Annotated in this window: 21 protein-coding genes and 1 riboswitch; of the genes, 11 read left to right on the top strand and 10 right to left on the bottom strand. The window is 36.6% G+C overall.

Annotated features, from left to right (window positions below):
* Positions 1-66: 66 nt before the first annotated feature.
* Positions 67-2910: a bifunctional [glutamate--ammonia ligase]-adenylyl-L-tyrosine phosphorylase/[glutamate--ammonia-ligase] adenylyltransferase gene (gene glnE, locus ACYH9I_RS03150; protein WP_483558853.1), complete on the top strand. Its 2844-nt coding sequence runs from the start codon at positions 67-69 to the stop codon at positions 2908-2910.
* Between the two features lie 61 nt (positions 2911-2971).
* Entirely contained in the window at positions 2972-5134 is a 2163-nt protein-coding gene (locus tag ACYH9I_RS03145; protein ID WP_483558851.1) for an extracellular solute-binding protein, read from the top strand.
* Positions 5135-5200: 66 nt separating this feature from the next.
* On the opposite strand, the gene ACYH9I_RS03140 is transcribed toward ACYH9I_RS03145, so the two are convergent.
* The 4 genes from ACYH9I_RS03140 to yeiP form a co-directional block, all read right to left on the bottom strand.
* A complete protein-coding gene (locus tag ACYH9I_RS03140) occupies positions 5201-6421 on the bottom strand; it encodes an MFS transporter (RefSeq protein WP_483558849.1) in 1221 nt (406 codons plus the stop codon).
* A gap of 13 nt (positions 6422-6434) precedes the next feature.
* Positions 6435-7262, bottom strand: coding sequence for an MBL fold metallo-hydrolase (locus ACYH9I_RS03135; RefSeq protein WP_483558847.1), 828 nt, complete (start codon positions 7260-7262; stop codon positions 6435-6437).
* A 257-nt stretch (positions 7263-7519) separates the two neighbouring features.
* A complete protein-coding gene (gene ttcA, locus ACYH9I_RS03130; protein WP_483558845.1) occupies positions 7520-8416 on the bottom strand; it encodes a tRNA 2-thiocytidine(32) synthetase TtcA in 897 nt (298 codons plus the stop codon).
* Positions 8417-8430: 14 nt separating this feature from the next.
* Positions 8431-9003: an elongation factor P-like protein YeiP gene (gene yeiP / locus ACYH9I_RS03125; RefSeq protein ID WP_085246635.1), complete on the bottom strand. Its 573-nt coding sequence runs from the start codon at positions 9001-9003 to the stop codon at positions 8431-8433.
* A gap of 114 nt (positions 9004-9117) precedes the next feature.
* Here yeiP and ACYH9I_RS03120 point away from each other — a divergent pair, with 114 nt between their 5' ends.
* The gene (locus ACYH9I_RS03120; protein WP_483558843.1) at positions 9118-9384 is read left to right on the top strand and encodes a YkgJ family cysteine cluster protein; all 267 of its coding nucleotides are present in this window, start codon (positions 9118-9120) and stop codon (positions 9382-9384) included.
* Between the two features lie 210 nt (positions 9385-9594).
* Entirely contained in the window at positions 9595-11043 is a 1449-nt protein-coding gene (locus tag ACYH9I_RS03115; protein ID WP_483559005.1) for an amino acid permease, read from the top strand.
* A 119-nt stretch (positions 11044-11162) separates the two neighbouring features.
* Here ACYH9I_RS03115 and infA read toward each other — a convergent pair whose 3' ends face one another.
* From infA to bamD, 6 genes are all read right to left on the bottom strand, one after another.
* Complete coding sequence (gene infA, locus ACYH9I_RS03110) at positions 11163-11381, bottom strand: translation initiation factor IF-1 (RefSeq protein WP_025315083.1); 219 nt, start codon at positions 11379-11381, stop codon at positions 11163-11165.
* Between the two features lie 228 nt (positions 11382-11609).
* On the bottom strand, positions 11610-12263 hold the full coding sequence (gene nadD, locus ACYH9I_RS03105) for a nicotinate-nucleotide adenylyltransferase (protein ID WP_483558841.1): 654 nt from the start codon (positions 12261-12263) through the stop codon (positions 11610-11612).
* Positions 12257-13261: a DNA polymerase III subunit delta gene (gene holA, locus ACYH9I_RS03100; RefSeq protein WP_483558840.1), complete on the bottom strand. Its 1005-nt coding sequence runs from the start codon at positions 13259-13261 to the stop codon at positions 12257-12259. Before holA ends, nadD begins: the two co-directional genes overlap by 7 nt.
* A 7-nt stretch (positions 13262-13268) precedes the next feature.
* Positions 13269-13760: an LPS assembly lipoprotein LptE gene (gene lptE, locus ACYH9I_RS03095; RefSeq protein WP_483558838.1), complete on the bottom strand. Its 492-nt coding sequence runs from the start codon at positions 13758-13760 to the stop codon at positions 13269-13271.
* Positions 13761-13795: 35 nt separating this feature from the next.
* The gene (gene leuS / locus ACYH9I_RS03090) at positions 13796-16378 is read right to left on the bottom strand and encodes a leucine--tRNA ligase (protein WP_483558836.1); all 2583 of its coding nucleotides are present in this window, start codon (positions 16376-16378) and stop codon (positions 13796-13798) included.
* A gap of 309 nt (positions 16379-16687) precedes the next feature.
* On the bottom strand, positions 16688-17482 hold the full coding sequence (gene bamD, locus ACYH9I_RS03085) for an outer membrane protein assembly factor BamD (RefSeq protein ID WP_483558834.1): 795 nt from the start codon (positions 17480-17482) through the stop codon (positions 16688-16690).
* 92 nt (positions 17483-17574) lie between these two features.
* Between bamD and rluD the strand changes: the two genes are divergently transcribed.
* From rluD to dinB, 7 genes are all read left to right on the top strand, one after another.
* Positions 17575-18549 (top strand): 23S rRNA pseudouridine(1911/1915/1917) synthase RluD, encoded by a 975-nt coding sequence (gene rluD / locus ACYH9I_RS03080; protein WP_483558833.1) that lies wholly within the window; start codon positions 17575-17577, stop codon positions 18547-18549.
* A gap of 8 nt (positions 18550-18557) precedes the next feature.
* Positions 18558-19322, top strand: a complete 765-nt coding sequence (gene pgeF / locus ACYH9I_RS03075; protein WP_483559003.1) for a peptidoglycan editing factor PgeF — start codon at positions 18558-18560, stop codon at positions 19320-19322.
* Between the two features lie 558 nt (positions 19323-19880).
* Positions 19881-19989, top strand: a riboswitch (TPP riboswitch).
* Positions 19990-20077: 88 nt separating this feature from the next.
* Positions 20078-21034 (top strand): thiamine ABC transporter substrate binding subunit, encoded by a 957-nt coding sequence (gene thiB, locus ACYH9I_RS03070; RefSeq protein ID WP_483559001.1) that lies wholly within the window; start codon positions 20078-20080, stop codon positions 21032-21034.
* 14 nt (positions 21035-21048) lie between these two features.
* Complete coding sequence (gene thiP, locus ACYH9I_RS03065) at positions 21049-22626, top strand: thiamine/thiamine pyrophosphate ABC transporter permease (protein ID WP_483558832.1); 1578 nt, start codon at positions 21049-21051, stop codon at positions 22624-22626.
* On the top strand, positions 22604-23305 hold the full coding sequence (gene thiQ / locus ACYH9I_RS03060) for a thiamine ABC transporter ATP-binding protein ThiQ (RefSeq protein ID WP_483558831.1): 702 nt from the start codon (positions 22604-22606) through the stop codon (positions 23303-23305). The genes thiP and thiQ overlap by 23 nt, the downstream gene beginning before the upstream one ends.
* Positions 23306-23499: 194 nt before the next feature.
* Positions 23500-25206 carry a phosphoethanolamine transferase CptA gene (gene cptA, locus ACYH9I_RS03055; RefSeq protein WP_483558829.1) on the top strand — a complete coding sequence of 569 codons (1707 nt, stop codon included), beginning with the start codon at positions 23500-23502 and terminating at the stop codon, positions 25204-25206.
* An 81-nt stretch (positions 25207-25287) separates the two neighbouring features.
* Entirely contained in the window at positions 25288-26343 is a 1056-nt protein-coding gene (gene dinB / locus ACYH9I_RS03050) for a DNA polymerase IV (protein ID WP_483558827.1), read from the top strand.
* The last annotated feature ends 32 nt before the right edge of the window (positions 26344-26375 follow it).

Genomic DNA, 26375 nt, shown 5'->3' with positions numbered 1-26375 from the left:
TCATTTATAATATAACCTTGTTTTGCTGATGCTATTTAGAGTACTAATTTCTAAGAGAGCTTGCCTATGTCAGAATTTAACTCGTCGTTTTCTTCTTTGTTTGAACAACAAAAGCAAAAAGTCACCACTCAACTTCAACAATGCAATCTAGCTCAAGTGCAAGCTCACCTTGATATTTTGGTGCAGAGTGATTTTTTGGTTGATGCTTTTAACCGATTCCCTAACTGGTTTGCTGACATAGTACAAAATCCACCGCAAGCAGATGAAAGGCCATTTTATCAATCTTGGTTAGATGCGCAATTGGCAGATGTGACCGATGAAGCTATTTTTATGAAAAAACTGCGGTTATTTCGACATTTTATGCTGGTGCGCCTTGCGTGGTCACAATTGGCTAGAATAAGCAATGATGAGCAGATTTTATTGCAACTGACCGAATTGGCCGAAGTGATCATTGTCACTGCGCGTAATTGGTTGTATCAACTTAGTTGCAAAGAGTGGGGAACCCCTTGCAATGCTCAAGGCCAAGCACAACCTTTACTGATTTTAGGTATGGGGAAATTAGGTGGCGGGGAGCTGAACTTTTCGTCCGATATTGACTTGATTTTTACTTATCCCGAGCATGGGCAAACCCAAGGCGGTCGGCGGGAGCTTGATAATGCTGTCTTTTTTACTCGATTAGGTCAACGCTTAATTAAATCGCTTGATCAGATCACTGAAGATGGCTTTGTCTATCGTGTTGATATGCGCTTGCGTCCGCTTGGCGATGGTGGGCCTTTGGTGCTTAGCTTTTCTGCCATGGAGGATTATTATCAAGAGCAAGGTCGAGATTGGGAGCGTTATGCCATGGTTAAAGCTAAAGTGCTTGGCGATCAGAGCGCCCCTTATGTATGCGAACTGTATCAAATGCTGAAGCCTTTTGTTTATCGCCGCTATATTGATTTTAGTGTTTTACAATCATTGCGTAATATGAAAAGCATGATTGAACGTGAAGTACGTCGCCGTGGTTTAAAAAATAATATCAAGCTTGGCGCTGGTGGCATTCGTGAAATAGAGTTTATTGTACAGGTGTTTCAACTTATTCGCGGTGGGCGAGTGGTTAGGTTACAAACTCGTTCGCTATTAAATGCGCTTCATGTGATTGAACAAGAAGGACTACTTGAATCGAACGAAGTATCATTGTTACGAGAAAATTATCTATTTTTGCGCCGTTGTGAAAATCTTCTACAAGCCATTGCCGATGAACAGACTCAAACATTACCAGACGATGCACTTGATCAAATTCGCTTAGCCACCAGTATGGGTTTTGACAATTGGCATGATTTTGAAAAAGATTTATCTGGACGAATGGAATATAATCGCCAAATTTTTAATGAACTTATTGGCGAAAACGAATCAGAATCTACCTCAACCACAAAGCCTTATAACGATCAATTTGACGATCTTTGGGTGCCTGATCTTCAAATAAGCGATGTTAGTGTAATATTACCTACCTATTCAGAAACAGAAGTTACGCAGATCTACCAAATGTTAGTGCAATTTCGTGATGATATAGGTAAACGTACCATTGGCGTACGGGGGCGTGAAATCCTCGATCAGTTAATGCCACGCTTGTTAGAATCTGTCTGTAGCGAAAAGCAAGCAACAATGGTGCTAGCAAGGATTTTGCCATTGCTAGTGAATATTGTAAGTCGTACCACTTATTTAGAGCTGTTACTTGAATATTCAACCGCTTTAAAGCAATTAATTCGTCTATGTAGCGCATCGCCAATGATTAGCGATCAACTTGCTCATTATCCTATATTGTTAGATGAGCTTATTGATATCAATTCGCTGTACCAAACCGTTGCACCTAATGAGTATAAAAGTCAGCTTTATCAGTATTTATTACGCATTCAGTTGGATGATGAGGAGCAACAGCTTGAAGCATTACGCCAATTTAAGCAGATGCAATTACTGCATATCGCCGCCGCTGATGTTGAGCATGTGTTAACCACGATGAAAGTTAGCGATCATCTAACTTATGTGGCTGAATCCTTATTAGATTTTGTGGTACAAATGGCTTGGAATCAAATGGTTGCTCGTTATGGAAGACCGGAATATTTAGCCGATAATGATAAAGGACTAGTTGTGGTTGCCTATGGTAAATTAGGTGGCTGGGAATTGGGTTATGGTTCGGACCTTGATTTAGTCTTTTTACATAATTGCCCAGCTAATAGTGTGACCAATGGTGATAAGCAGATCGACAGTCGTCAATTTTATTTACGCCTTGTGCAACGTATCATCCATCTATTTAATGTGCGTACTAGCTTTGGTATTTTATATGAAGTTGATGTTAGACTTCGTCCTCAAGGCGATGCAGGGCTTCTTGCTTGTAGTTTAGATTCGTTTGAAGATTACCAAATGAATGAAGCTTGGACATGGGAACATCAAGCCTTGGTGCGTGCTCGAGCTGTATATGGTGAAGGTGAATTAATCAAACGCTTTAACCAAATTCGGCATAATGTACTTTGTAAAAAGCGTGATGAAGTTGTATTAAAAAAAGAAGTGCGTGAAATGCGTGAAAAAATGAGAGTACATCTAGGTAGCACTCAAAACAATTTATTTAACTTAAAAATTGATGAGGGTGGTATTGGTGATATTGAGTTTTTATCGCAATATCTAGTGCTTAATTATGCCTATCAATATCCCAAAATGACAACATGGAGCGACAATGTCCGCATTTTAGAACTCGCGGCAAATTACCAAATTATGGATAACGAAGAAGCCCAGCAGTTAACTAAAGCTTATATTGATATGCGTAACGAAATCCATCAATTAGCACTGCAAGTTTTACCAAGCACGATTGAGAACTCGTGTTTTAAGCAAGAAAGACATATTGTTAATCAGAGCTGGCAAAAGTGGTTAACCTGATATTTGTGTTAGCAGCTTAATTTGGTAAAAAAATTTGTTTAATTTTGGAGTTTAAAACTAAATGACAACGATCAAAGATATAGCTAAACAAGCAGGGGTATCTCATGGTACGGTTTCAAATGTACTTAATGGTCGTGGAAATGTTAGTGTTAAAAAAATTAAATTAGTGGAAGATGCTGCTCAAAAGCTAGGGTATCAGCTTAACTTACAAGCAAAAATACTAAAAGAAGGTGCGGCAAAGACGATTTCGGTTGTTTTGCCTAATATCTCATCTCAACAATATGCTAATCTTTATGATGGATTATTTCATGATTTAAATCAACTTGGTTATGAATTAACGTTATACCTAACTTATGATTCCAGAGAGCTAGAACAAAAACTTATTGAACAGATAGCTGTTAAGCGCGATTATGCAGTGATAGCCGTTAGTACTTTAGACAATGCCAATAGTTATTATCAAAAAATAAAAATAGCTAAAGAAAAAATTATTTTTGTTTATCGCCAACCTGAATCGGCTGTGCAATTTATTACGTTGGATTATGAGAAGGCTGGCGCTGATATTGCTAGTCAGATAATGAAACATGATTATAAACGTATTGGTTTACTGAGTAATTCTGATCATCATACTCATGCACAATCTTTTAAAAAAGGTCTGCAAAAAGCTTTTAATGCACAACATTATCCTATTGAATTAAAAAGTATTGAATCAATTCCGTCAAATACGACTTATAATTTGTCTTTCAGTTTTTTTACAAAAGAATCTGAACCTTTTGATGCGCTTATTACCATGGATATTGAGCGTGCGCGTTATTTACGGAATGCTAGTTATTTTGGTAGCTTGCAACTTTGTCCGCCTATTTATACGCTTACTGATGATAGTTTTTTTTATGAAAACAATTTTTATCAATATCATATGAATTATGGTATGTTAAGCCAGCAAATCATTAGCTTAATCAAAGGAGAGCCAGTTTCTAAATTAGATAATAAAGGCTTTTTCTTATTGTCTGATCAGGTTGCTAATACCAAATTTAATAGCAATGAGCAAATCAATGTATTAATTATACCTAGTCCATCAACCGAGGCTGTAAAAAAGTTACTTCCACATTTTGAAAAAATGAGCGGAATAAAAGTTAATTTAATTATCGAACCGTTTGATAAAATTTATCATATTCTCAATAAGCTTGAGCAATATAAACAAATTGATATTATTCGTATTGATATGGCAGGATTGCCTTGGTTTGCCCCAAAGGTATTTAAACCATTATTTGATTTAAATCTTAACTTAACTAATTTATTCAGTCGCTATTTACCTGACATTGTTAAACGATATAGTTATGTGAATAATACGGCTTATGCACTGCCTTTTGATCCCAGCGTGCAGATGTTATTTTATCGTAAAGATCTGTTTGAAGATCCCTTAATTAAACGAACCTATTTTGAAAAATATCGTCAACATTTAGATGTACCTGTTGATTTTAAACAATTTAATCAAATTGCTGGCTTTTTTAATCAAGCACAAAATCCTGAATCACCAATAGAATTTGGTAGTTGCATAACCTTAGGTAATGACGAAATTATTGCATCTGAATTTCTAGTACGTTATTACGCTCAGGGAGGTGGGCTATTTAGCAATCAACAATTAGGTTTGGATTGTTCAATAGCTGTTAAAACATTGACACAATTACAGTCTTTTATGCAGATTGCAAACAAAGTAGATACGGCATGGTGGCAAGAGTCAGTTAATCAATTTGAGCAAGGTCGGTTGGCTATGATAATGGTCTATGTTAATTTATTCAGTTATATCAATCATCGAAATATTTTGCCATTAGTGGGGTATGCTCAAGTGCCTGGTAATAGTCCACTATTTGGTGGTGGCTCATTAGGTATTTCAAAATATAGTAAAAAAACAGTTTCGGCGACACTATTTTTTGATTGGATTTATTCTAAAGAAATCAGTGAGCAAATTGCATTATTAGGCGGTACAACCGCACAAAATAGTATTCTTCAAAACCAACGCATTATAAAAAGTTATCCTTGGTTGAAATTAGCACAATTACAGTATGCCAATGGAAAACGAGAAAACTATATAGGTAATCAAGCTATTAATTTAAGACATATTGAACATATTATTGGTCATTATTTATCAAAGTGGATTAAAGGACAATATAGTTCCGAGCAGGTTGTTTTAAAAATTAACTCTCATATAAAAAAAGAATACTGCTAATAAGGTTAATATATTAGCAGTATGGCATTTGTTATATCAATATTTACTTTATTTATTGTGTTTTAATTATGAAGTGGTTTTAGATGTTGTAATAATATCTTTATCTCTAAAGAAAAACCAAAAACCAACAGCAACGACAGCGGCTACAGCAGCTGGGTAGATCCAAAACTCTTGCCATTGTGGACCTGCATTTGGTAAGGTTTTTGCCGTAACTACTCGGTTATTGATAAATCCGCATACTGATGCCGCCATAAATAGACCAAACCCATTGGATATAATAAGACGTAAACCTTGAGCTTGAGCTTTAATTTCAGGGCCTGCTTTTTTATCGACATAAATATCTCCAGCGGTAAAGAAGAAGTCCCAACAAGCTCCTTGTAACAATAATGCAACAATAACATAAAAGAGTGTACCACTATCAGTAGTCGCAGCGAAAGATAACATTAAACTACGAATGACCCAGCAAATGGCACCGAACAAAATAATCTTTTTAAAGCCAAAGCGTCCCAATAAGAATGATAAAAGGAACATAAATAAAACTTCGGTGGCGATAGCAATTTGCATCATTGATGCTGGTTCAAGACCAAGTACTGGTAAATATACCGGCAAGTAAGCACTATAAGCAGTTTTTGTTATCATCAGTATAAAGGTTGATAACATAAAGATGGTGAAATATTTATCTTTAAATAATGATAATGCATCTAAACACAGCGCATCGCGGATTGAAAATTTCTTATTTTTGCTTGTTGGTGGCGTGTTTGGTAGGGTAAAGCAGTAAACACCATATACGATCGAAGCCCCAGCTGCAAGTAAAAATGAGTTAATTGATGTTGAAAAACCAGTATAGCCAAGAATAAAACCGACAACCATAAAACCAATGGTGCCAAACACACGAATGATCGGGAACCAACGTACACCATCAATATGCCTAAAACTGACACTATTGGCTAACGCCGTAGTTGGATAAAAGAGTAATCCAACAATAAAGATCATAATTAAAAAGCCAACAGTATTGCTACTTTCAACAAAATTAGGAATTAAAAATAGTACACCTGCATTAATAATGTGTAGTATCCCCATCATCTTTTGTGAGGCAATAAATCGATCTGCAATCATACCAATAAATAGTGGTGAAATAATGGTTGCAATTCCTAATACAGAATAAGTTGAACCAACGATCTCTTTTAACTCATAAGCGGAAAGTACCGCACCAATAACCATATTCCATGCACCTTGCACAAAATATTGTAAAAACATCATTATTAGTAAACGAGGTATTTTGAACATAGTAAGTTCCCTATTAAATTATTTTTATTAAGCCGTCGTAAGCAACTTCAATATTGTAAGGTTTAAAAATCTCAACTAATTCATCGTGCATAAAGCCACTGCTGTGAGAGTGATGAGAAGTGATGAGTTGCGTACTACTATGAAAATTTCCTTCATCAAGCATTCGTTTTTGTGCCGATATTACTGATTCAATACTCATATGATTATTAGTACGATGATTTTGTTTATATCCATAAGTACATTCAAAAATCGCTAAATCGATTTTTTTACCACTGTTTTTTAACCATTGCCAAGTTAGTTCAGGGAAATATCCCGAATCATGACCGTGAAGTATGGTTTTGCCGTCTTTTTCAATTAAATAGATATAGCAAAATTCCCATTTAGCATGATTAGCAAGTAGTGGTGTAACTGTATATCCGGCCGATGTTATAACCGATTGATATGGTACTAATAAGTTGAACACAAAACGTTCGTGGCTATATCCTGGTAATACATCTAAGCAACCATTGATTGCAATATCATTACCGTACACATAAAGTGGATGGGTGATATTAAATCCATAGTCCACCATACGGCTAAACAAATCCCCTACATTGAAGTGATCAGGGTGAGTATGAGTGAACAGCAGATCTTTTATTTTGGTGACATCGATATTTTCACGCATCACTTGATAGCTAAATTCTGGAGCAAAATCAATTTGCATTATGTCATCAATGACAACAGAACTACGCGTGCGTATGTTTTTTCCTTTTATAATGCGCGATTTTTCGCATATTTGGCATTTACAAAAAGGATTGGGAATACCTTCGGATGCAGCCGTTCCCAAAAATTGTAGTTTCACATTGTTCTCCTATAAGTTTAGTTTGCCACTATCGAGTTTTGTTTTTATCTATTTATTAAAATTGGAACGTTTCAATTTTATTTTACGATACATAATTCTACAATAAAAAAACGTGGTTTTTTACTAATGCGTGAGCAAGATCATAAATTTTAGGGGGGATATTATCGGTGAATTAAAAAAATTCACCGATAACTTTTGAGACTGGGTTAATTTTGAAAGTTATTTAGCGGAACAATAAACTTTATTGATTGGATTAGCTATTTTGCTTCCTTCCATAAAATCATATCTTGTTCTTCAAGCTCTGAAGCATCAAAGCCAACGGTTGGCACCATATCTTCGCGGTCAAAAGCGATATCGCCACCATTAACAGCAAGATCACCTTTTTTAATTCCTTTAAAATCAAACAAATTGGTATCACACAGATGGGATAGGGTGATATTTTGTGTTGCTCGGAACATGGTTTCAATGCGTCCAGGGAACTTTTTATCCCATTCATTGAGCATTTCTTTAATTACCTGCCTTTGTAAGTTGGGTTGTGAGCCACAAAGATTACAAGGAATAATCGGAAATTGTTTAATTTCAGCGTATTTGGCGATGTCTTTTTCTTTGCAATAAGCCAGTGGTCGGATAATGATATGTTCGCCTGAATCATTCATTAGCTTCGGTGGCATTGCTTTGAGTTTACCGCCATAGAACATATTTAAAAACAGTGTTTCTAAAATGTCATCACGATGATGGCCAAGGGCTATTTTTGTTGCGCCAAGTTCGGTAGCTGTGCGGTATAATATTCCTCGGCGCAGCCGTGAACAAAGCGAGCAAGTTGTTTTACCTTCTGGGATCTTTTCTTTGACAATACCATAGGTATTTTCTTGCACGATTTTGTATTCAATACCTAGGGATTGTAAATATTGAGGCAAAACGTGTTCGGGGAAACCTGGCTGCTTTTGATCTAAATTAACGGCAATTAGTTCAAAGTTTATGGGGGCGCTGATTTTCAAGTTAATCAGGATATCAAGCAAAGTATAACTATCTTTACCGCCTGATAAGCAGACCATAATACGATCACCTGCTTCTATCATATTAAAGTCAGCAATTGCCTCGCCAGTCAAGCGACGCAATCGTTTGTGTAGTTTATTTTGATTATATATATTCATTACAGTTTTGTTGGTTACTCGGCACGGCTCATATAACGGCGTTCAGCAATATGGATTTTAACTTTTTCGTGGTTATCAATATATTCAGGAACTTGGATAACAAGTCCGGTTGATAACGTAGCTGGTTTAGTTCGTGCACTAGCTGAAGCACCTTTAATACTTGGCGATGTTTCAACAATTTCGAGATCAACCGTTTGCGGTAATTCTAAAGCAAGCACTTCGCCATCTGCCATTAGGACTTGAATACCATTCATGCCACCTTCTGGAATAAACAGTAATTCATCTTCAATTTGCTCTTTTTTGAAGATATACGGGGTATAATCTTCATTATCCATAAACACATATTCATCACCATCAATATACGAAAAACTAACTGGACGGCGCGATAGTTCAATCGTTTCGAGGATATCATCACCTTTAAAACGCTCTTCAACTTTACCGCCATTTTTGACATCGGTAAAACGCATTTTATAAAGTGTACTTGCACCACGAGCACTTGGGCTTTGAACATCAATATCTTTAACCAATAATAATTTACCATTATAGGTGACAGCATCGCCACGTTTTATTTCATTTGCTTTAGCCATAATATTTATTCTTCACAATTAATAAAAGAGTTAAAAATTAGCTCGCTATTTTACCGCTAACTTGCTATTGTCACCATCAAAATTTATTCAAGCGCCTTAAATTAAAGAAAAACTATGGCAGATTTATTCAAATGCAGGCAAAACTGTGGTGCTTGTTGTATTGCGCCATCGATTTCATCAACTATTCCTGGTATGCCTAAAGGGAAGCCTGCTGGCGTTGCTTGCATTCATTTAGATAATAATTATCAATGTAAGTTATTTTTGCACCCATCAAGGCCTTCGGTTTGTGGTCGGTTAAAACCTTGTTTCGAAATGTGCGGTAATAATCGAACACAAGCGTTAAATTATTTAACTCAATTAGAACAGCTAACTAAAGGTTAAGTATTGCTTAAACTTAACAAAACAGTTAGATTATTAGAATTATTTATCTCGCATAGTATTTTTTTTGATAAACTCCCCGCACTTCATTATCCAATGATAGATATCAATAATTTTTAAGTTTGATTGGTCGTTATATATAGCTTTATAAGCACATTAATTAATTAATTGATTAATTTTACTATCAAACTTAATCTCTTTAGACAGAAGAAAATAATTATGAAAAACAAATTAAAACGAGATTTAAAAGCCCGCCATTTAACCATGATAGCTATTGGAGGCTCGATCGGAACTGGGCTCTTTGTCGCATCAGGTGCAACCGTTGCTCAGGCAGGTCCTGGGGGGGCATTGCTTTCGTATGCCATTATAGGTGTGATGGTGTATTTTTTAATGACCAGTCTTGGTGAGCTAGCAGCTTATTTACCTGTTTCAGGTACTTTTGCAACTTACGGTTCACGTTATGTCGATGAAGCGTTTGGTTTTGCCATTGGCTGGAACTATTGGTACAACTGGGCAATTACGGTTGCTGTAGACTTAGTTGCAGCTCAATTAGTTATCTCTTATTGGTTTGATGCAGGACCTTATAGTTGGTTATGGAGCTTATTATTTTTAAGCATCATCTTTTGCTTAAACTATATCTCAGTTAAAGGTTTTGGTGAAGCAGAATTTTGGTTTTCATTAATTAAAGTTGTTACTGTGATTATTTTTATTGTAGTTGGTTTATTAATGATTATTGGCATCTTTCGAGGCATCGAAGGGGCTGGTTGGCAAAATTGGACAATTGAAGAAGCGCCTTTTGCTGGCGGATTTTCAGCAATGATTGGTGTGGCGATGGTGGTTGGATTTTCATTCCAAGGCACGGAACTTATTGGGATTGCCGCTGGTGAATCAAAAGATCCAGAAAAAAACATACCTAAAGCTATGCGCCAAGTGTTTTGGCGAATACTACTGTTTTATATCCTTGCGATTTTTGTTATCAGCATGATTATTCCTTATACCGATCCTAACTTGTTGCGTAATAACGAAACCGACATTAGCGTAAGTCCGTTTACCCTAGTATTCCAGAATGCGGGATTATTATCTGCGGCGGCATTTATGAATGCAGTTATTTTAACATCGGTATTATCAGCCGGTAACTCAGGGCTTTATGCTTCAACGCGTATGCTTTATGCTCTTGCTAAAGAAGGTAAAGCGCCTAAAATCTTTGCAAAATTATCATCGTCAGGTGTGCCTCGTGCTGCGTTGTTAGCAACAACATTTGTGGCCATGCTTTGTTTCTTAACCTCGATGTATAAAGATCAGGCTGTTTATTTATGGTTACTTAATATGTCAGGTATGACAGGCTTTATTGCTTGGCTAGGTATTGCAATTAGCCATTATCGTTTTAGAAAGGGTTACTTTATTCAAGGTAATGATGTTGATCAATTACCATATAAATCAAGCTATTTCCCATTTGGCCCTATTTTCGCTTTTGTATTATGCTTAATTATTACGCTTGGTCAAAATTACGAAGCTTTCTTGCAAGATACCATTGATTGGAAGGGTGTGATCGCGACCTATATTGGTATCCCATTATTTTTAATGATTTACTTTGGCTACAAGATAGTTAAAAAGACAAAATGGGTTAAATATAAACAGATGGATTTTTCCAGAGAGGATTAATTCGCTAGTTTAGTTCCAATTCTTCACTTTTCCGTCGACAAATGTCGACGGATTTTTTTATTAAAAAAGAGAGAAATAAACTGTTATATAATTTTAAATAGTTTATTTTGATAACGATATTAGCGACTACGGAAGATGATACGTGCTTTAGACAGATCATAAGGTGTCATTTCAACAGTAACTTTATCGCCAGTTAAAATACGAATATAGTTTTTTCGCATCTTACCAGAAATATGTGCAGTAACGACATGACCATTTTCAAGTTCAACACGAAACATCGTGTTTGGAAGTGTATCAAGTATAGTACCTTGCATTTCAATGTTATCTTCTTTTGCCATTGGGGCCTCTTAATAATAAATACAAATTAAATATATTTAACTGACTAACTGTTTTGCTACGTTTAAGTGTTTAACGGCAAAACAATAACGTGCTATTACCATCTGATTGATGTTGTATTAGATGACTAAGCAAAGTTAAGTATAAACACAAAAAAAACTGAATTTAAAATATATAAACACAGCGGCGAAATAATGCCGAAAAAACTGCCAGATGTAAAGCCCTTTATATTATTTCTTTGCGTTATAAAGCCCTTGCTGATGAATATAATGCCATACTTTCGGTGGCAATAGATTTTCACAGCAGTTTTGATTGTTGATATTTTGCCTGATTTCAGTCGCTGAAATATCTTCAAGTGGGGTGTGCGCAAAAAAGATATATCCTTGCGGTAAATCATGTAAATCTTGAACTTTTTGGGTTTGATGTTCATCAATCCATTGTTGTAGTTCAATATTATCGGTATGCTCAGCATAACCTGGTCTACGGCAAATTAGCAAGTGGCAGTAATTAAGTAACGTTTTCCATTTATGCCAGGTTGGCAAACTCAATAATGAATCTTGCCCCATAATAAAAGCTAATCCTTCACTATCCCCATTTTCTTGTCGCCACGCTTGAAGCGTTTCAATGGTATAAGAAGGGCGGGTTGAAGCTTTAGGTAAAAGCTCTCTTAAATCTAATGCAAATAACGGTAAATTTTCAATAGCTAATTTTAACATCGCCAAACGTTGCTCGGTACTCGCTTCGGGCTGTGGTTTATGGGGCGGAATATGGTTGGGCAATAAACTAATTTGTTTTAACCCAACTTCGCTAGCTAACGAAATAGCAGGGCGAAGATGTCCATAATGAATTGGATCAAAAGTTCCCCCTAATAAGGCAGTTAACATTTATCTAATCCCATAAACTGTATCGATAAACTAAACATGTCATCCCATATTCGCGCTTGATTATCATGTTTTAAGCTGATTTCTATTTCGGTCAGCTTTGCTAGTAGATTAAACAGGCTTTTCAGATCGCAACGGTTTAGATAATTGGTATAAATGGTTCTTTTATTTTGCCAGACTTTATACTCATCAAAGACTTGTTTTAGTGATTTTTGTTGCAAGCCTTTTTTTAAATTAATCAACAATATCAGCTCGCGTTGGATAATCCGCAATAAAAATAATGGCTCAAACTCATTCATCTTCAATTGTTGTAAAATATGAATAGCCCGCTTAGTTTTATTGGCAATCATTGCATCAGTCCAATGAAATGGGGTAAATATAGCCGAATCGTTAATATTACTTTCAACTTCATCATAAGAAATATTTTGATCTGGGTATAACAGCTTTAATTGTGCGATAATTTGCGTTAATGCCAGCAAATTCCCCTCATAATAATAACAAAGCAGTTCTATTGCTTTGGGCTCAATGGTTATTTGTTGTTGCTGCAAATGATTTTTAATCCATTGAGGTAACTGCAAAGTATCAGGTGTAACACAGTTAACAACCACAAGCTTATCTGATAGTGCCTTATACCAAGCAGCATTTTCTTGTGCTTTTGTGATTTTATTAAGGGTAATTACCAGTGCAATATCGGGCGTTAAAACTTCGCTTAACGTATTGAGTTTGGCGGTGATCCCTGCATTCAATGCACCCTCACCAAAATCAAGAAAAATCAAGGTCTGGCTAGAAAACAGATTCATCGCCTGACAGCTATCTAAAATAGCTGTCCAGTCGGTCTGATTATCAATCACAAACGTCAGTTGTTCATCAAAGCCAGCATGAGTAAAGGCCTTTCGTAATTCGGTTTGAACATAATGTTGTAAATAAGGATCACTACCTAAAATCAAATAATAGGGTGATCCCAATTTATGGCTAATTTGATCGGCATTAATTTTAATCATGACAACTTTAATTTACCGCATCAATCGATTTTAATTTACGGATGACTTGCTTAGCGGCTTGTTTAAACATCTCATCTTCGATTAAATCTTGCTCGACTGTTTTTGCTAATGCTTGCGATGGGTTATCAAAAAACGTCCTAAATATACGAACATTGATTGGATATATTTGTTGACCTTCAATAACTACTTGTGCTTCAACGGTTAATACCAATTGATATTCGGCAGCTTTACCATCTTGATAAATCGAAATGGTATTGCGGCTTAGATTTTCACTTACCATCCTAAGTGATGGCACTTGAGCTGTTGCATTATTTGTTAACGTCACTTTGTTATCGTGTAATAACTCTTTAATATTACGAGACAATCGCCCATAAGGGTCATAGCTAGTATAAGAAATTGTCTTAAAGCGCGTCGGGACTTCTGTTTCATGCTGTAAGTGAAATCCACATCCTGTTAAGGATATCGCTAATAACATAAATAATGCTACATACTTTTTCATATCTATAATCGCCTAAATTTAGTTATCAAACAATCTTAACTCACAACAAGATTTAATAATTTACCCGGAACGTAAATCACTTTACGGATAGTAACATCGCTCAAGTATTTTTGAATATTGGGTTCTTGTTTCGCTTGTGATACAACAAAATCTTGATCAGCATCAGCTGGCACCGTAAATTTACCACGGACTTTACCATTGATTTGCACAACAATAAGTTTTTCATCTTCAATCATTGCTGATTGGTCAGCAACAGGCCAAGTTGTGTTATCAATAGATTCGCTATGACCTAAAGCTTGCCACATAACAAAACAAGCGTGTGGCATCATAGGGTAAAGTAAACGAACAATCGCATTTAATGCTTCACTCATGAGTGCACGATCTTGCTCGGTTTCTTGTGGTGCTTTTTGTAAGCGGTTCATAAACTCCATGACAGCGGCAATAGCGGTATTAAACGTTTGGCGGCGTCCAATATCATCACTCACTTTAGCAATGGTTTTATGTAGCTCACGGCGTAATGATTTTTGCTCACTATCCAAAGAGGCAACATTAAGTTTAGCGGTTTGACCTTTTTGTGCATGTTCATACACTAAACGCCACACACGTTTAATAAATCGGTTGGCACCTTCAACGCCAGATTCTTGCCATTCCAAAGTCATATCTGCTGGCGAAGCAAACATCATAAACAATCGAACCGTATCAGCACCGTATTTTTCAACCATTTCTTGAGGGTCGATTCCATTGTTTTTGGATTTTGACATCTTCGTCATACCCGCATGGACTAGCTCATTGCCATGTTTATCAACGGCTTTAGCAATGCGACCTTTTTCATCACGTTCAATAGTGACGTCGGTTGGTGAAACCCAAATACGTTCATTGGTTGGGCTGGTATAATAAAATGCATCGGCGAGTACCATGCCTTGGCATAGTAAGCGTTTTGCTGGCTCATCGGACGATACTAAACCAAAATCACGCATTAATTTATGGAAAAATCTAAAATAAAGCAAATGCATAATCGCATGCTCAATACCACCGACATACTGATCAACAGGTAACCAATAATTAGCCGCTTTTTCGTCTAACATACCTTCGTCAAATTGTGGACAAGTATAACGGGCATAATACCAAGATGACTCCATAAAGGTATCAAACGTATCGGTTTCACGTAGAGCAGGCTGACCGTTCACCGTTGTTTTTGCCCAGTTAGGATCGGCTTTAATTGGACTAGTGATACCGTTCATTTCGACGTCTTCTGGCAAAATAACCGGTAACTGATCTTCTGGTGTTGGAATCGTTGTACCGTCTTCAAGCGTCACCATTGGGATAGGCGCCCCCCAATAACGTTGGCGGGAAACTCCCCAATCACGCAAACGGTAATTAACTTTACGTTGACCAATACCTAGCGCAATTAATTTATCGGCAACTGCATTAAACGCTTGATCAAAATCCAGACCATCAAACTCGCCAGAATTAAATAATTTGCCATGTTCAGTATATGCTTTTTCAGATAAGTCGGGCGCATTGCCGTCTTGAGTTAAAATAACAGGATTAATTGGTAAATTGTATTTTGAGGCAAACTCATAATCGCGCTCATCGTGACCCGGCACAGCCATGACCGCACCTGTACCATATTCAATTAGCACAAAGTTAGCAATCCAAACAGGGACTTTTTTGCCTGTTAATGGATGGATAGCATAAAAGCCAGTTGCAATGCCTTTCTTTTCCATTGTTGCCATATCGGCTTCGGCGGTTTTGGTGTTTTTACATTCAGCAACAAACTCAGCAATTTTTGCATCATTTTTTGCAGCTAATTGTGCAAGAGGATGTTCTGCTGCAACTGACACAAAGCTAACCCCCATTAAAGTATCAGGGCGCGTTGTATAAACACGTAATTTATCGGCATAATTTTCAACAGCAAAATCAAATTCAACCCCTTCAGAGCGACCAATCCAGTTACGTTGCATGGTTTTAACTTGTTCTGGCCAGCTCTCTAAGGTATCTAAATCATTAAGTAGCTCTTCGGCATATTCGGTGATTTTAATAAACCACTGTGGGATCTCTTTGCGTTCAACGGGGGTGCTACAACGCCAACAACAGCCTTCAACCACTTGCTCATTAGCAAGTACGGTTTGGTCATTTGGACACCAGTTAACCGCAGATGTTTTTTTATAAACTAGACCTTTTTCGTATAACTTGGTAAAAAACCATTGTTCCCATTTGTAATATTCTGGGCGGCAAGTTGTCACTTCGCGATCCCAATCATAACCGAAGCCTAAAAGCTGTAATTGTTTTTTCATATAGGCAATATTTTCGTAGGTCCATTTTGCCGGTGCAGTATTATTTTTAACAGCAGCCCCTTCAGCAGGTAAACCAAATGCATCCCAACCAATTGGTTGTAGTACATTTTTACCGTTTAAGCGTTGGTAACGTGAAATGGTATCGCCAATGGTGTAATTGCGAACATGACCAAGATGCAAACGCCCAGATGGGTAAGGTAGCATCGATAAACAGTAATATTTTTCTTTTGATGGATCTTCGGTAACGTGAAAAGTTTTATTGTCTTGCCAGTGTTTTTGCACTGTGGCTTCAATTTCATCTGGGCGGTATTGTTCTTGCATGACGAGTTAATGTCCTATCTACTATTGCTAATAAAAATATGTTGCTAATTGTATTGGTTATTTACACGTTTTACAAACGATATGTGAATCAAGAGTTAGTTTAAAATATGACTATAGAGTATTAGATAATAACTTTTTTATTCCACATATTGTTTTCTCTAATACCTACAACAATGGAATCAATATTTCTGAAGCTTCAGCTAATAATGTTCCATTTGAGTTTGCTAATTAATTGCCATTTAATCAAACTTAAATAGCAATTAATGTTATACAGAATTATTAATGGTTGGAACTCAAATCTAAAACAGCCTAACCACCATTAAAAACGCTAGTAAAGCGTGATAAAAATGAACGTTGCTCTTCTTTTGGCATGTTTTCAAGGTTGGCTTGAATGAGTTGATCGACTTTTTGTGTTTCGTTGACTAACCCTAATTCGTTATAGGCATTACGCATTAACAGCAAGGCTTCTTTAGTCGAATCGGTATCTGGGAACATCGATAGCATGTCAGTCACGCGGTTAATTACCGCTACATAAGCACCGCGTTTAGTATAAAACTGAGCTACTTTTAACTGATAGCGCGCTAATCTGTTTTTCAAAAATACAAGACGCTTTTGTGCATCGGCGGCATACTGACTACTTGGAAAGCTAGACACTAAATACGTAAAATCCTTAAACGCAGCTGCCGCGTAATTAGCATCGCGATCTGAACGATCAACATTAAACCAACCTTGGATCATATTGTCATCTTGCGCCATATTTGAAAGGCCACGCATATAAATAACCCAGTCAATATTTTGATGTGTTGGATTCAATTTTAAAAATCGGTCAATTGAGGCAATCGCCAACGGCAAATCGGCAGACTTATAATAAGCATAAATCAAATCAAGCTGCACTTGTTGTGAATAAGGACCGAATGGATAATTTTTATCCAATGACTCTAATACTTTAATACTGGATTTAATATTCCCATTTTCAAGCTCTGATTTAGCTTTATTGTAAAGCTCAATTTCGGGTACATTTTCAACATCTGGCTTAGAAGAAGTACAACCAATTAGCATGCCAGTTAAAGCGATAGCTAACAAAGAGTGTAAGCGCAATTTCATTCAGTTTTCAATCCAAATATAATTAAACATAAAAGGCGATGATTGGTATATAATACTCTAAAACAAAACAGCTTAAAATAGATAAATTACACATGCATGAGTTAAAATTATCAACCGAAATTGAACAACACCAATTAGGAATGCGCTTAGATCAAGCGTTGTCAGCACTTTTCCCCGATTATTCACGATCAAGAATAAAAGATTGGATCGTCAATAATAAAGTCACTGTTAATAACAATATAGTTAACAAACCAAAAGAAAAGGTCTTAGGTGGTGAAAAAATCACAATCAATGCCGAAATCGAAGAAGAAACCTATCACCAGGCTGAAGACATAAAACTCGATATTGTTTATGAAGATGACGACATCTTAGTTATCAACAAACCGCGTGATTTAGTCGTACACCCTGGTGCCGGCAATCCTGATGGAACGGTATTAAATGCTTTATTACATTATCATCCGGACATAGCGCGTGTACCGCGAGCTGGTATTGTTCATCGACTTGACAAAGATACCACTGGCCTGATGGTTGTTGCTAAAACCATTAACGCCCAAACACATTTAGTTGATGCGCTTCAACACCGAGAAATCACCCGTGAATATGAAGCAGTTGCTATGGGCATTATCACCGCAGGGGGTACGGTTGATCAACCCATCACTCGCCACCCGACCAAACGTACCCACATGGCGGTATTCCCGACCGGCAAACCAGCGGTTACACACTACCGAGTGATGGAAAAGTACCGCTTACATACCCGATTACGTTTACGCTTAGAAACAGGTCGAACTCACCAAATTCGTGTACATATGGCACATATTGCTCATCCATTAATTGGCGATCCACTTTATGGTGGACGCCCAAGACCGCCCAAAGGCGCAAGCGAATCGTTTATTCAAACCTTGCGCGACTTTGACCGTCAAGCACTACATGCCACTATGTTAAGCCTGTATCACCCCATCACAGGCGAACTCATGCAATGGAATGCACCAATACCGCAAGACATGCAGACACTAATTCAAGCCTTGCAAGAAGACACCGAACAACACAAAGATGAACTAGATTGGTAATCAACATGATAAAATCGATTTACCCGTATTGGATAGCGCCCAAAAACGTCCGAGCTTTCACTACAACACGAATAGGCGGTGTCAGCATGGCGCCATTTGCGAGCTTAAATATGGGGAGTCGAACAGGCGACAATTTAGAACACATAGCGCAAAACCGTCAGCGCCTAATACAAACCGAACAGATACCTAGCGAACCCTATTGGTTAACTCAAACCCACAGCACCATAACGCTGGATATATCGCAAATCGCTTTACAAACAGCAACAGGCAACATTCCTAACCAAACCATAGAAGCCGACGCATCTTATACCCATCAACCCAAACAAGTTTGCGTCGTACTCACTGCCGATTGTATGCCAGTCTTGTTTTGTACAACCAATGGTGACGAAGTTGCGGCAGCACATGCAGGATGGCGAGGATTATGTAATGGAATACTGGAAGAAACCGTCAAAAAATTTGCCTCGCCACGGTCAAACATCATCGCATGGCTTGGGCCAGCAATCAGCGCCAAAAAGTTTGAAGTTGGTATTGACGTCAAGGAACAATTTGAAAAAATCGACCGCAATGCAAAAATTGCTTTTAAATTAATCAACCCTGCTGAACAAAAATACTTAGCCGACCTTTACTTAATTGCTAAACAACGCTTACAGTCAATAGGAGTAACTAAGATTTTTGGAGGTGATTTTTGTACTTATACTGAACAAGACAAGTTTTTTTCATACCGTCGTGAAAATAAAACAGGGCGGATGGCATCGATGATTTGGTTTGAGTGAGTTTTTTGCCAAACTCCTTAAAAAACAACGCAAGGCTGTATGATGTGGTCTTTTTATAGTTACTTGTATCATCTTGATACTCGCCTCTAAGAGGTCACTTTTGCTTTGCTCATATGTTCAACTTCGCTTCAAACAAATTTGTGTTCCCGATGAAGTATAGCCACACCAAACATCCTTGTTTGGTGTGGTGACCTTACTCTGTTGTTGGCATTATTCTGACACCAGAACAAGACAAACTTAATAGCCTTGATTGATTTTTACGCAAGTTTTTTTGCTAAAAATCAGTCAGGAAAGGTATTGATTTTATTGAAGTTTTTTGTTTGGTGTTTTTAAGGAAAATCAATCGTTTACACAAACTTGACAAGGTGCCAACATCTGACAAATCAACAAAACTACGAATAGGGAACCATAATAAGAACCATTTAACTAACTAAAAAAACGTCTGAAAAAGATATCGATTTTAATCATATTTTTATTTTGATGCTTAAAAAAAACACAAACCACCCCCTTTATCACTTTCGTTATTTACAATCCCCACTCTAACCTCTAAACTACTCGGCGTTCTCAACGGGGTGCCCAGTAGGGCTGAGAATGTTAGATTGGCTAACATAACCCGTCGAACCTGAACTGGATCATGCCAGCGGAGGGATTTGAGTTATTATACCTGCTCAAACCTTTTGTCTTTTATTTGCTATTTTGGAGGCAAAATGTTTTTTAAAAATGTCTTATTACCTTTAGGCTTGTTTGCGCTTTTTATGCTCAATAACGCCAATGCTACCAACGAAAAACCTACATTAACCGTTTATAGTTACAATTCGTTTATTTCAGAATGGGGACCTGGTCAGGCGATTAAACAGGGGTTTGAAGCGCAGTGCGATTGCCAACTTGAAATTGTTGCATTAGGCGATGGCGTAGCGGTTTTAAATCGAATTCGTCTTGAGGGCGATAGAACCAATGCCGATGTGATTTTAGGGTTAGACAATAACCTTTTAGACCAAGCCAAACAGGCGGGTATTGTTATTCCTCATAAAATTAGTAAGCCCAATAATTTAAATACCGACTGGTGGGATAGTGATTTTATGCCTTATGATTTTGGCTATTTTGCATTTATTTATAATCAACAAAAAATTAATCATCCACCAAGGAGTATGCACGAGCTAGTTGATAATCAAGCCAACTGGAATATTATTTATCAAGATCCAAGAACCAGTACACCAGGGTTAGGTTTATTATTTTGGGTGAAGAAGATATACGGTGATGATGCTGCATCTGCTTGGCAAAAAATAGCTAATAATACCGTGACAGTGACCAAAGGTTGGAGCGAAGCTTATGGTCTATTTTTGAAAGGAGAGGCCGATTTTGTGCTTAGTTATAGCACTTCACCTGTTGCGCATATTATGAATGATAATGATCATCGTTATGCGGCGGCTATTTTTGATGAAGGCCATTACCGCCAAGTTGAAGTTGTGGGCATTACTAAGTATAGTCAACAACCAGAACTTGCACGTTCATTTTTGCGATATCTATTAACCCCTGAAATACAGCGCCAATTTGCTGAAAAAAATTTCATGTATCCAATTATTAATATTCCATTACCCGAAGCTTTTCAACAAATTAAGCCAGTCAATAAACCGCTTGAGTTTGATGCCAAGCAAGTTGAACAGAATCAAAAAGCGTGGGTACGTGAATGGAAAGCCACCATTAGTAAGTAGTTTTATTTAGCCCAATGTTGAAATTAAGAACATTACTTCCAGGTTTTAGCGCTGCAAGCTTCATCTTAATTGTATTAGGCACAGCACTATGTGCGCTTTGCTTGGTCGCTATCAAATCTAATAATGTAACTGTCTATTTTGATAGTTATTTGATGCATTTGATTTGGATAACAGTATTTCAAGCAATGCTATCGACATTATTATCTGTCCTATTGGCCATATTAATGGCGAAAGCTTTATCAATGGTCAATTTTTGGGGTAAACGGTTATTGTTACGCATAATGCCTATTACCTTTATTTTACCCACACTTGTTGTTGTAACGGGGCTGCTGTCTGTTTATGGAAAACATGGCTTATTGGCTGGGGTTTTCAATTGGTTGGGGTTGCCATTTATTACATCCATTTATGGCTTAAAAGGTATATTACTTGCGCATGTGTTTCTTAATTTTCCGTATGCTTGTTGTTTATTTTACCAAACCTTAAATAACGTGCCAGTCGCACACAAACAGTTAGCGACGCAGTTAAATTTTTCGAGTTTTACTTATTTTAAATTGGTTGAATGGCCACTGCTACGTCGGCAATTGTTCCCGATGGCATCGCTTATTTTTATGCTTTGTTTTTCGAGTTTTGCCATAGTATTAACGCTTGGTGGTGGACCAAAATATTCCACAATTGAAGTGGCTATTTATCAATCTATTCGTGAGTTTGATTTGATGCAAGCTGTATTTTTAGCCTGTTTGCAGTTAGTTTGTTGCGTTAGTTTTATGCGGTTGATGCAAAAAACAAATTATAACAAAAGACTTAGTGTGAACTGCGTTAGGAAAAATTATTGTGTGCCGGTTTCGTTTCACTTAGCGTTGTTGAGTATGGTGATTATTGTTATTGGTGGGTTATTTATTATTTTACCCATCATTACAATACTTATTGAAGGGATTTATTTTTTTAAGTTGTCATTTTTAACGGCGACTTTTCAAAATGCTGTTATGTTTTCGGTATTAATTGCTTTGGGATCGGCAATGCTTGCTATGCTACTTGCTTTATTATTACTTTATACCAACAGCCGCCTATTGATTAATCAGCAAATAAAGTGGAGTAATCGATTAATGTTGATTGGAACGCTGATTTTAATTATTCCAAGTATGGCACTGGCGTCGGGTATGTTTTTAATGTTATTTTCGTATGCTTATAGTTCTGTGCTTGTTTGTGTCTTAATTATGTTGTGTAATGGGTTAATGGCATTACCTTTTGTATTAAAAAATCTTGCCGCACCAATGTATGATGTGACTTCACGTTACTGGCAATTAAGCCAATCACTTAATATTAATGGGTTTTTACATTTTTATTTGATCGAATACAAGGCGCTAAAAAAATTAATCATTCAGAGTTTTGCTTTTTCTGCGATATTGTCATTGGGTGATTTTGGTATTGTTGCGTTGTTTGGTGGGCAGTCTGTCATTACGCTACCCTATTATTTGTATGAACAGATTTCTCATTATCATTATCAAGAAAGTACCGTAACGGCTGCATTATTGTTAATATTATCTTTTAGTTTGTTGGCTGTGATAGATTATGATCGAACTGAATCAAATTAATTATCAATATGATAATTTTAAAATACACTTTAATGTTGATATACCAACAAAAGAACGTGTCGTCATTGTTGGACCTAGTGGTGCAGGTAAAAGTACTTTATTAAATTTAATTGCTGGATTTATTCATCCAGAATCGGGCGATATCATTCTTAATAAACAATACGCAAATAACTTACTCCCTGGCAAACGCCCTGTATCAATGTTGTTTCAAGATAACAATTTATTTAGTCACTTAACTGTTGAACAAAATATTGCTTTAGGACTTAAGCCATCATTAAAATTAACGGTAACTGAGCAACAGACTATTTGTGACATTTTAATTCAAGTGGGATTGGATGGATTTGGCAAACGATATCCAGAACAGTTATCAGGTGGGCAACGCCAGCGAGTGGCACTTGCGCGTTGTTTAATTCAACATCGGCCTATTTTATTATTGGATGAGCCGTTTTCAGCGCTTGATCAAGCTCTACGTTATGAAATGTTAGCATTAGTTAATCAAATTTGTGATAAGTTTAATTTAACCTTAATGATGGTATCACATTATCTTGATGATTCGCTCAGTTACTTTTCGCGTTGTTTGGTTGTGGATAATGGGCAGATTGTTTTTAATGGTTTGCCAAAACAACTAAAACAATCTGAAAATAATCACATTGCCAAAATGTTGGGTTTTAACGTTTAATAAACAGTAGTCGTTAGGGGCTAAATAAAGGTCTTTAGCTGACTATTTATCGATTATTCTTCTAAATTATTAACTCACGACTATTTATTGTTGATAACTTATTATTTAAATTAAAATTGTTATATCTTAAGGTTTTATTAATCTATTTTGCGTAGATTGTTTTTAATAATTAATAACAAACTTATTTAATATCTATGCAAAACACCAAAGCAAATTGTTCTTTTAGTCGATCAGCACTTATCTTTAATATTCTATTTTTTACTTATTTTTCTAGTGCGTTGCAATTGTATATTTTCTTTTCTGGTCATTCTAATGTTATTGGATTGCGTGATTCTATTATTTATAGTTTGATTTGGCTTATTCCTGTTTTAATTTTTCCTAACTATACGCGGAGTATTGCGACTGTTTTGGGGATGATTGTGGGTAGTTTGTCTTTGATTTCTATCGGATATTTTATTATTTATCGACAGGAATTTTCGCAAAGTGTCTTTTTTATTATGGCGGAATCAAACTTTACTGAGTCTAGTGAGTTTATTCAGCAGTATTTGAGCATTAAATTAGTTGTGATTTTGATTATTTATAGCTTGGTTGGGATTTTTCTGTGGACTAAAGTAAAACCAGTTTATGTCAAAAGCTATACTAAATGGATTGTATCAATGTTAATTGTGATTTATGCCATTATGCCGGTGTTTATTAGTGTCACAATAAAAAAATCATCTATCAAGAAAGCGGGATCGCATCTGCTAACACGTATGGAAACAACCGTACCATGGCAATTACTTAATAGTTATTTAGCCTATCGTTCACAATTATCAAATATGGAAGATATTTTAAACCATTTGCAAACATTACCCCCGTTAGAAAATTTAAAAGATGCCAACGGTAATACCCCAAGAACGTTAGTGCTAGTAATAGGTGAATCAACAACACGCAATAGAATGGGCATTTATGGTTATGGGCGGGATACTACACCACAAATTGAGCAGTTTAAAAAAGATAATCCGAATTTTGTGGTATTTAATGATGTGGTTTCATCAAGACCTTATACTATTGAAATTTTGCAACAAGCGTTAACTTTTGCTGATGAACAGCACCCAGATTTATATTTAAAAACGCCGTCTTTAATCCATTTAATGAAACAAGCTGGTTATAAAACGTTTTGGATCACCAATCAGCAAACGATGACTAGGCGTAATACGATGTTAACGATGTTTTCTCAGCAAACGGATGAACAGTTTTATATGAATAACGATCGTAATCAAAGTGCAAGGCGATATGATGAGTCCGTTTTTGAACCATTTAAAAAAGTGTTGAATGATCCAAGTGAGAAGAAATTCATTGTTATTCATTTGCTAGGCACGCATATGAAATACGCGTTCCGTTACCCAAAAGATGGTGAGCATGATCGTTTTAAAGATAAAACAGGCATTACATTTAATATCGATGACGATAAAGTCGATGTGTATAATACTTATGATAATGCCATAAGTTATAACGATTATATTACGACAACGCTTTTTAATATCTTTAAAGATAGCCAAGAAAATGGCTTTATGTTGTACTTTTCAGATCATGGCGAAGATGTTTATCAAACCTCTCCACACAATATCTTAGGGCGAAACGAAAAAGCACCAACTCGCACCATGTATACTGTGCCATTTATGCTGTGGCAATCACCAACATGGGTAGCAACTCATCCGAATCATTATCAACATTATGTGGATCGCAAATTTAGTACGCAAGATTTGATTCACACGTGGTCTGATTTAGCGGGGTTAAGCTATAACTTATACGTTCCTGAAAAAAGTATTGTTAATCCTAATTTTCATCAATCAACGCGCTGGATTGGCGATCCTTATGATAAAAATGGTTTAATTGATTTTGATAAATTGGCTAAGTAACCGTAAAGGCTATTTACACAACAGTTTTAGTTGTGATATTGTATATTTATACAGTATTTTTTGGTGTTGTGAAGCCGTTTTATGCGAAAAATTATTCATGTCGATATGGATTGTTTTTATGCCGCCGTTGAGATGAGAGATAATCCCCGTTATCGCAATTTGCCCATTGCGGTTGGGGGTGATCCCCGTAAACGTGGTGTAGTTGCCACTGCCAATTATTTAGCTCGTCAATATGGTATACATAGTGCTATGTCAATGGCACAAGCTATTAAATTGTGCCCTAATCTTAAAATTATACCAGGTAGGCATGCGGTTTATAAAGAAGTGTCAAAACAGATCCACCAAATTTTTAGGCGGTATACTGAATCTATAGAGGCTTTATCGCTTGATGAGGCTTACCTTGATGTGACCGATTGCAAGCTTTGTTACGGTTCAGCTACCTTAATTGCTCAAGATATTCGCCAAGCTATTTTTAAGGAACTTGAATTAACGGCGTCTGCTGGTGTTGCTCCACTTAAATTTCTTGCAAAAATTGCTTCAGATATGAATAAGCCTAATGGCCAGTATGTGATAACACCTGATGAGGTCGATGGTTTTATTGCGCAGCTTCCTTTAAAAAAAATCCCTGGTGTAGGTAAAGTCACAGAAAAGAAGCTGGCACAATTAGGGCTATTTACGTGTAAAGATGTCGTTAATTACGACGTAACAAAATTATTCAATCAATTTGGTAAATTTGGACGCATATTGTATGAGCGATGCCAAGGTATTGATGATCGCGAAATTTATAATGACAGGCAACGTAAATCCGTTGGGGTAGAGCGTACTTTAACTGACGACATCCATAGTTGGGATGAGTGTTTATTGCAGTTTGACCCATTATTTGAAGAGATAGAAAAACGATTAAGTAAAGTGCGTGCTGACTTATCGATCGCTCGGCAAGGTGTCAAATTTAAGTTTGACGATTTTCAACTGACAACTCAAGAGCATGTATGGTCTAAATTAGATAAAGCCGATTTGATTGAACAAGCGCATAAAGTTTGGTTAGAACGACGTAATGGTCGTGGTGTTCGGTTAATTGGTTTTCATGTAACGTTAATTGATCCACAAGTTGAAAAACAGTTAATTTTTCCGTTTTAGGTATTTTTTATCAAAAAAATGAGGATGCAGGC

Source organism: Gilliamella sp. X-23 (genome assembly GCF_057063545.1).
This window is presented reverse-complemented; position numbering and strand designations above follow the sequence as displayed.